This is a genomic window from Pseudomonas sp. CM25, from assembly GCF_013179705.1.
In the GTDB taxonomy this organism is placed as follows: Bacteria; Pseudomonadota; Gammaproteobacteria; order Pseudomonadales; family Pseudomonadaceae; genus Aquipseudomonas.
On the sequence record NZ_JABMCW010000266.1, the window covers coordinates 1 to 7,792 of the forward strand.

A 7,792-nucleotide genomic window follows, 5' to 3' on the forward strand; every position below is an offset into this window, starting at 1 on the left:
AAGGTCATGGAGCTGGATCGTTTTGACCTGAAGTAAAGGCGTTATCGGTGGGACGCGCTGCGTCCCATTCGCGGGCTTGCCCGCTCCCACAGGAGGGCTGCGCTGTACCTGTGGGAGCGGGCAAGCCCGCGAATGGGCTGCAACGCAGCCCCTTGAGACACTGGCAATCCCGCCAATTCCAGGTCGGATAGGTACAAAAGCGTCCTCGTCGGTTCTGTTGCAATGCTTCTCAGGCGGCCGGCCTGAACAGCGTGCTCACAACGACAAGGAACCCCGACCATGCAAATGCCCAAGACCCTGAAAATCCACAACGGCGACAAGGTCCAGCCGACTTTCTCGGCCCAGGAATATGCTGCCCGCCACGCCCGGCTGCGGGCCTACATGGCCGAGCAGGACATCGAGGCGGCAATCTTCACCTCGTACCACAACGTCAACTACTATAGCGACTTCCTGTACTGCTCGTTCGGCCGCCCCTATGCGCTGGTGATAACCCAGGACAAGGTGGTCTCGATCAGTGCCAACATCGATGGCGGGCAACCCTGGCGGCGCACGGTCGGCGGCGACAACATCGTCTACACCGACTGGCAACGTGACAACTATTTCGTCGCCATCCAGCAGGCGCTGCCGCTGGCCTCGCGCATCGGTGTGGAATACGACCACCTCAACCTGCAGAACCACAGCAAACTCGCCGCCTGCTACCCCAAGGCCGAGCTGCTGGACATCGGTGCGCCGTGCATGCGCATGCGCATGATCAAGTCGGCCGAGGAGCAGGCACTGATCCGCCACGGTGCGCAGGTGGCCGACATCGGCGGTGCCGCGGTGGTCGAGGCACTGCGCGATCAGGTGCCTGAATACGAAGTGGCGCTGCATGCCACCCAGGCGATGGTGCGCGAAATCGCCAGGCGTTTCCCCGATGCCGAACTGATGGACACCTGGACCTGGTTCCAGTCCGGGCTCAATACTGATGGGGCACACAACCCGGTCACCAGCCGCCGGGTCGGCAAGGGCGAGATCCTCAGCCTCAACTGCTTCCCGATGATCGCCGGCTACTACACGGCGCTGGAGCGCACGCTGTTCCTCGACCACTGCCCGGACGAGTACCTGCGCCTGTGGCAGGCCAACGTCGAAGTGCACGAGGCCGGCTTGAAACTGGTACGCCCGGGCATGCGCTGCAGTGACATCGCCCATGAACTGAACGAGATCTTCCTGCGTCATGACCTGCTGCAGTACCGCACCTTCGGTTATGGTCATTCGTTCGGCACGCTTAGCCACTACTATGGCCGCGAGGCGGGGCTGGAGCTGCGTGAAGACATCGACACCGTGCTGGAGCCGGGCATGGTGGTGTCGATCGAGCCGATGATCATGTTGCCCGAAGGGCGACCGGGTGCCGGTGGGTACCGCGAGCATGACATCCTGATCGTCAATGACAGCGGTGCCGAGAACATCACCAAGTTCCCGTATGGGCCGGAGCACAACATCATTCGCAAATAAGCATCGCGCGGCCTGCTTCGCGGCTGACCCGCTCCCATAAGGCCTGTAGAGGGCCCAGTGGGAGCGGCTTCAGCCGCGAAGAGGCCGGCCCAGACAACAAAAAAATACCTGTATGACCACCAGACCCTGCCTCCAATTAAAAGAATCAGAGGGTACCCGTCATGTCCAGCACCATCCTGAACGCTCCCACCCTCGACGGCGCCGCGCCCAGCGCTGAACGCCAGGCCTTGCGCAAGGCCGCCCGGGCCAGTTTCATGGGCAATTTCGTCGAGTGGTTCGACTACGCTGCCTACGGCTACCTGGCCACCATCATCGCCGCCACCTTCTTCCCGCAAACCGACAAAGCCACCGGCCTGCTGGCGACCTTCGCGGTGTTCGCCCTGTCGTTCCTGGTGCGCCCGCTGGGCGGCGTGATCTGGGGCCATTTCGGTGACCGCCACGGGCGGCGCAACGCCTTGTCGTTGTCGATCCTGATCATGTCGCTGTCTACCTTCTGCATTGGCCTGTTGCCAGGCTATGCACAGATCGGCCTGTGGGCGCCGTGCCTGTTGTTGCTGATCCGCCTGGTGCAGGGCTTTTCGGCGTCGGGCGAGTACGCCGGTGCCGCCGCCTTCCTCGCCGAGTACGCGCCGCCCGGCCGGCGTGGCATGTACACCAGTATCGTACCGGCCAGCACCGCAGCCGGTTTGCTGTTCGGCGCGGCGTTTGTCGCCGTGCTGCATGAGCTGCTCAGCAGTGAAGCCCTGCACGAATGGGGCTGGCGTCTGCCGTTTCTGCTGGCAGCGCCATTCGGCCTGGTGGGGCGCTACATCCGCATGAGCCTGCAGGACACGCCCAAGTTTCTGGAAATGGAGCAGCGCCTGGAGAACAAGGCCTGCATGACCCCCGCGCCGATCCGTGAACTGTTGAGCAAGCACCGGCGCAGCCTGGCCATCGGCCTGGGCGTCACATGCCTGAACGCGGTGGCGTTCTACCTGCTGCTGAGCTACATGCCCACTTACCTGTCCACTGAAATGGGCATGAGCGAGCGGGATTCGTTCATCGCCTCGACGGTGTCGCTGGCCACCTATATCGGGCTGATTTTCCTGATGGGACGGCTGTCCGACCACTTTGGACGCAAGACCATGCTGGTGGTGGCCTCACTGTTGTTCCTGGGCTTGACCGTGCCGCTGTTCCGCCTGCTTGACGGCCAGCCTTTGCTGGTGATCCTGGCGATCCAGATCATCTTCGGGGCGATGCTGGCGATGAACGATGGCACCTTGCCGTGCCTGCTGGCGGAAATCTTCCCGACCCGGGTGCGTTTCAGCGGCTTTGCCCTGAGTTTCAACCTGGCCAACGCGTTGTTCGGCGGGACCGCGCCGTTCATTGCCACCTGGCTGATCCAGGTGACCGGCAGCAAGCTGGCACCGGCGGGGTATTTGCTGGCGGCGGCACTGGTGGCGCTGGTAGCCATGCTGATGTGCCGGGAGACAGCCCACGTGGCCCTGGAAGACTGATTGGCCAGTGCCGGCCCTTTAGCGGGTGAATCCGCGAAAGGGCCGGCAAAACGTAAACACAACCTGAATCAATGCAACGAAGCCTGACGCCGCTCCCCCAGCGGCGACAACCCGAAGAACCGGCTATAGCTCTTGGAAAAATGCGCCGGTGAACTGAACCCGCAGGCCAGCGCCACCTCACGCACCTGTACGTCGCTGCGCAGCAGCAATTCGCGCGCCCGCGACAACCGTAGCTGCAGGTAATACTGGCTGGGCGTGCGCTGCAGGTATTTGTGGAACAGCCGCTCCAACTGGCGCACGGTCACCTGGTTGAGGTCGGCCAGCTCTTCCAGCCCCAGCGGCTCTTCGAGGTTGGCCTCCATGATCGCCACCACCTGGCTCAGCTTGGGCTGGGCACTGCCCAGCAGGGTGCGCAGCGGCACCCGCTGGCGCTCACGTTCGCCGCGCACCCGGTCGCACAGCAGCAGCTCGGCGGCCTTGGCCGCGATGTCCTGGCCGCCGGGCTCGCGGGCCACCAGTTGCAGCATCATGTCCATCGCGGCCACGCCGCCCGAGCAGGTATAACGGTCGCGGTCCAGCTCGAACAACTGGCTGGATATGACAATGCCGGGGAATTGTGCCTGCAATGTCGGCAGGTCTTCCCAGTGGATAGTGCAGCGATAGCCCTTGAGCAGCTCCGCCCTGGCCAGCAGGTAGCTGCCGGTGCAGATACCGCCCAGCGGCAGGCGTTGGCGGGCCAGCTGGCGCAGCCAGTCGATCAGCGGGCGATTGCCACGGCCGCGGTCGATCGGGTTGGCGCCGACCACCAGCAGCGCATCCAGCGCGGGGGCGTTGGCGATGCTGAAGTCGGGCAGCACGCGCATGCCGTTGCTGGCCATCACCGGTGCGTCGTCCGCGGCGATGAGCACGGTGCGAAACAGCGGCCGGCGCGCTGCCAGGTTGGCCATGCGCAGGGTCTCGACGGCAGAGGCCAGGCCGATGGTGGTGAAATTGGGCAGGATCAGAAAGCCGAAGGTCTTTACTGTAGACGTCGACAGGTTTGCAGATGCGGGGTGGACCATTGCGCGGTTCCTGTGCAAGCTGAGGCATAGTTCGTCAGGGGCAGTGAGAAAATACAGCCTCGCGTGGTTCTTGTTGTTATAGGTCGTTGCCGGGTTGATCTTACACCCCCGGCACTGCGGCCAGGAATGGCCCCGCCGGTTGGCGGGGCCGACAGTGATTGCACACATAAGGTGATCGTGAGTGAACCCCGAAACCATGCTGGCGGAATTGCCAGGCTACGCCGTGGCGCCCGAGTCGATCCAGGTATTGCCGGACGCCAAAGCCTACTGCGCCTGCCTGCTGGAGCGCATCCGCACCGCGAGCCGGCGTATCGTCATCGTCGCGCTGTACCTGCAGGAAGACGAGGCCGGCCAGGAAGTGCTGGATGCCCTGTACCAGGCCAAGGCGGCGCGGCCAGGCCTGGAAATCACCATCGTGGTCGACTGGTTCCGTGCCAGGCGCGGCCTGCTGGGCGGCGGGCGCCAGCCGGGCAATGCCGCGTGGTACCAGGCCCAGCGCCAGCACCACGGGCTGGACATCGTCATCCATGGGGTGCCGGTGCAGACCCGCGAGCTGTTCGGGGTCTTGCACCTGAAGGGCAGCATCATCGACGACTGCGTGATCTACACCGGTGCCAGCCTGAACAACGTGTACCTGCACCGCTTCGATCGCTATCGGCTGGACCGCTACCACCTGTTCCAGTCGCCAGCGCTGGCCGATGCCATGGTCGACCTGGTGCGGCGTCTGCTGCACCACACCGCCACACCGCGCCTCGATCTGCCGCAGCCGCCATCCACCCGCAGCCTGCGGGGGGACATTCGGCGTTTGCGCGCGCGGCTGCGGCGCATGGTCTACCAGGCACCTGCCAGCGGAGCGGGGCAGGGCCTGCGGGTGATCCCGCTGCTCGGTGTGGGCCGTGGCAACCCGCTGAACCGCACGGTGTGCGCGTTGCTGGCGGCCGCGCGCGAGCAGGTCATCATCAGCACGCCGTATTTCAACCCGCCGCGGGTGCTGATGCGCGAGCTCGATCAAGCCTTGGCGCGGGGGGTACAGGTGGAGCTGATCGTCGGTGACCGCACGGCCAACGATTTCTATATCGCCCCTGGCGAGCCGTTCAGTGCCAGCGGTGCGTTGCCTTATTTGTACGAGGACAACCTGCGCGCCTTCGCCCGGCGCCGCCACGGCGCGATCGCCAGCGGCCAGTTGCAGGTGCGGATCTGGAACGATCCGGGGCATACCTTCCATGCCAAGGGCGTGTGGATAGACCAGCGTTATTCGCTGCTGACCGGCAACAACCTGAACCCGCGCGGGTTCAACCTGGACCTGGAGAACGGCCTGCTGATCGATGACCCGCAGGGGCAGTGGCTGGCGCCGCGGGAAGCGGAGCTGACCGAATTGCGCCGGCATGCGCCGAAGATCGGCTCGGCCGAAGCGCTCGGGGCCAAGACCGAGCACCCGAAGGACGTGCGCAAGTTGCTGCGAAGGTTGCGGTATAGCCGGTTGGAGCCGTTGATCAAGCGGGTGCTTTGAGGCTTTTTGGCTTTGCTGGCTTTGACGGGATCTCACCGGCGCTGCATATCTTGCGGCAAACACCTGTCAGCCCTTATGCAATCCCTGTATGAATCGCTTTTTTTCGAACATGAGTAAGCGCAGGCGATTGCTGGCGGCCGACACCGCCATCGGGAATGTGCTTTCGCGACTGGGAGCGACTGAGTTCGCACGGGCGGCTTCTGGTGAGCTTTTTGTCCGGGCAACAGCTTGCAGCGCCGGGCGCGGGCGAACAGCGCGAAGGGCAGGCCTCTCGTCAGGTTGCGGTGCCCAGGGAGCAGTGATATCAATATGATATCTATGCTGCATGAATGGCCTTGAGGCTGGGCTATCATTTGTCGGCAAGTGTGCAAGCCCCCTCTGAAAAGTCATCACGTGCGCATACAATCGCGCCCTTTCCTCGTTAACCAGATAGGCCAAAGCGTATATGGCGCTAGATCCACCTACGATGCTGACCATCTCGATCGCCTTGGCTGCAGCAGCTGCCCTGTACCTGGCGATCGAATGGCGCAGTGTCCGCGAACCCTCGCTGCTTTACTGGAGTGCGGGCTTCGCCACTATTACCGTCGGTTGCATCCTGGCGTTGTTGCGCGGGATCGGCTTGCTGTTCATCGGCATCTGGTTCGCCAATGGCTTGCTGGTGATCGCCCACGGGTTCTTCCTGCTGGGCGTGTTGCGCTTTACCCATGACCGCTTGTCGCGTGCCTGGTTGATCATCGTGGTGGTCTGGTTCGCCTTGCTGCTGTTGCCCGTGGGGCCGCAGTGGTCAAAGGTGATGCTGATGGTCAACTCGTTGCTGGTCGCGGCATTGACCCTCAAGGCCAGCTTCCTGCTGCGCCCGCACGGCAAGTCGCTGAGCGTCGGCGCGGTGCAGTTGCGCTACGTACTGCTGATCCACGGATTGTTCTATGTGGTGAAGGCGATCATCGCGATCACGCCGGGTACATTGATTGACCTGGCAACCTTTGGCGGGCTGATCATTCAGGTTTCCCTGGTAGAAGGGGCGATGGCGATCATGCTGATTGCCTTGTCGATGACCGGCACCGTGCGCTACCGGCGCGAGGAGCGCATCGCCCGGCTGGCAGCCCGCGACCCGCTGACGGCGCTGTACAACCGGCGCGCGCTGGAGGTGCGGGCAGCGCATTTCTTCAAGGATGTGAGCCCGGCGCAGCCTGGGGCATTGCTGCTGATCGACATCGACAATTTCAAGCTGGTGAATGACCTGCATGGGCACATTGCCGGGGACCGCTTGCTGGTTGCCCTGAGCGAGATGATTCGCGCGGTGCTGCCCGAGCGCTCACTGGCGGCGCGGTTGGGGGGCGATGAGTTTGTCATTCTGCTGAGTGGGGCCAGCAGCGAGCGGGTAGCGGAGTTGGGCGGGGTGTTGCGCGAGCAGTTCCAGCAGTATGCCGGCAAGACGGTGCCTACTCCGCAGGCAGTTACCTTGAGTATCGGCGCCAATGTGTTCGACCAGGCGCCGGCTAGCTTGGCGGCGTTGATCGAGCAGGGGGATGTGGCGTTGTATCAGTCCAAGCGCGGGGGGCGGGACAGTTTGCGTTTTGTCGAGCGGCCGATGGCTGATATCGGCCAGTAATCGACATCTCCTGAGGTCGCGACGATCAAGGTCAAGGCAACAGCTCTTGCTGTTGCTTTGCTCTGGCTTTTGCTTCTAAGCGCGATAGTCCAGGTGCCACGGATTGCGACTTCAGGAGGCTGAGCGCAGGGTTTGCGGAGGGAGGTCACGGGGCAGGCCCATGGTTACTTTTGCCAAGACAAAAGTGACCCGCCGTACGAGCGGAAAGGTGACTCAGCGCCACCCTCGCTAATGAATGTCTACTTGATGTGAATGCCCATGGCTTGAAATTTGAAGTTTGAAGTTTGAAGTTTGAAGTTTGAAGTTTGAAGTTTGAAGTTTGAAGTTTGAAGTTTGAAGCTTATGCGCCGGTTTCGATACGGCGAACAGTCCATTTGCGATGGCGACGCTGACTCACCTTTTCGCCCTTACGGCGAGTCACTTTTTTTTCTTGGAAAAAAGTAACCAAAAACCGCTCGCTCCCATCATCCGGCCCCTACGCTGCGCTTCGGGGTGCCCTCACTCCGGCCTTGCTCCCGGGAGGACCGCGCTGCAGGCCCCATCCTGGGGCCCAGCGCTTGACGGGCATCCATGCCCGTCACCTCCCTCCGCAAGGCCTGCGTTCGGCCTCCTGAAGTCGCGA

Annotated in this window: 5 protein-coding genes; 4 read left to right on the forward strand and 1 reads right to left on the reverse strand. The window is 63.0% G+C overall.

Features of this window, described 5'->3' with window-relative positions:
* Nucleotides 1-279: 279 nt before the first annotated feature.
* Together HP546_RS22400 and HP546_RS22405 are read left to right on the forward strand one after the other, a co-directional pair.
* A complete protein-coding gene (locus tag HP546_RS22400) occupies nt 280-1,491 on the forward strand; it encodes a M24 family metallopeptidase (protein WP_172229565.1) in 1,212 nt (403 codons plus the stop codon).
* Nucleotides 1,492-1,652: 161 nt separating this feature from the next.
* Nucleotides 1,653-2,987, forward strand: a complete 1,335-nt coding sequence (locus tag HP546_RS22405; protein ID WP_172229568.1) for an MFS transporter — start codon at nt 1,653-1,655, stop codon at nt 2,985-2,987.
* Nucleotides 2,988-3,055: 68 nt separating this feature from the next.
* Here the strand turns inward: HP546_RS22405 and HP546_RS22410 are convergent, their stop codons facing one another.
* Nucleotides 3,056-4,048 carry a GlxA family transcriptional regulator gene (locus HP546_RS22410; RefSeq protein ID WP_172229571.1) on the reverse strand — a complete coding sequence of 331 codons (993 nt, stop codon included), beginning with the start codon at nt 4,046-4,048 and terminating at the stop codon, nt 3,056-3,058.
* A gap of 181 nt (nt 4,049-4,229) precedes the next feature.
* Here HP546_RS22410 and pssA point away from each other — a divergent pair, with 181 nt between their 5' ends.
* Together pssA and HP546_RS22420 are read left to right on the forward strand one after the other, a co-directional pair.
* Nucleotides 4,230-5,558: a CDP-diacylglycerol--serine O-phosphatidyltransferase gene (gene pssA, locus HP546_RS22415; RefSeq protein WP_172229574.1), complete on the forward strand. Its 1,329-nt coding sequence runs from the start codon at nt 4,230-4,232 to the stop codon at nt 5,556-5,558.
* A 466-nt stretch (nt 5,559-6,024) separates the two neighbouring features.
* Nucleotides 6,025-7,170: a GGDEF domain-containing protein gene (locus HP546_RS22420; protein WP_172229596.1), complete on the forward strand. Its 1,146-nt coding sequence runs from the start codon at nt 6,025-6,027 to the stop codon at nt 7,168-7,170.
* The last annotated feature ends 622 nt before the right edge of the window (nt 7,171-7,792 follow it).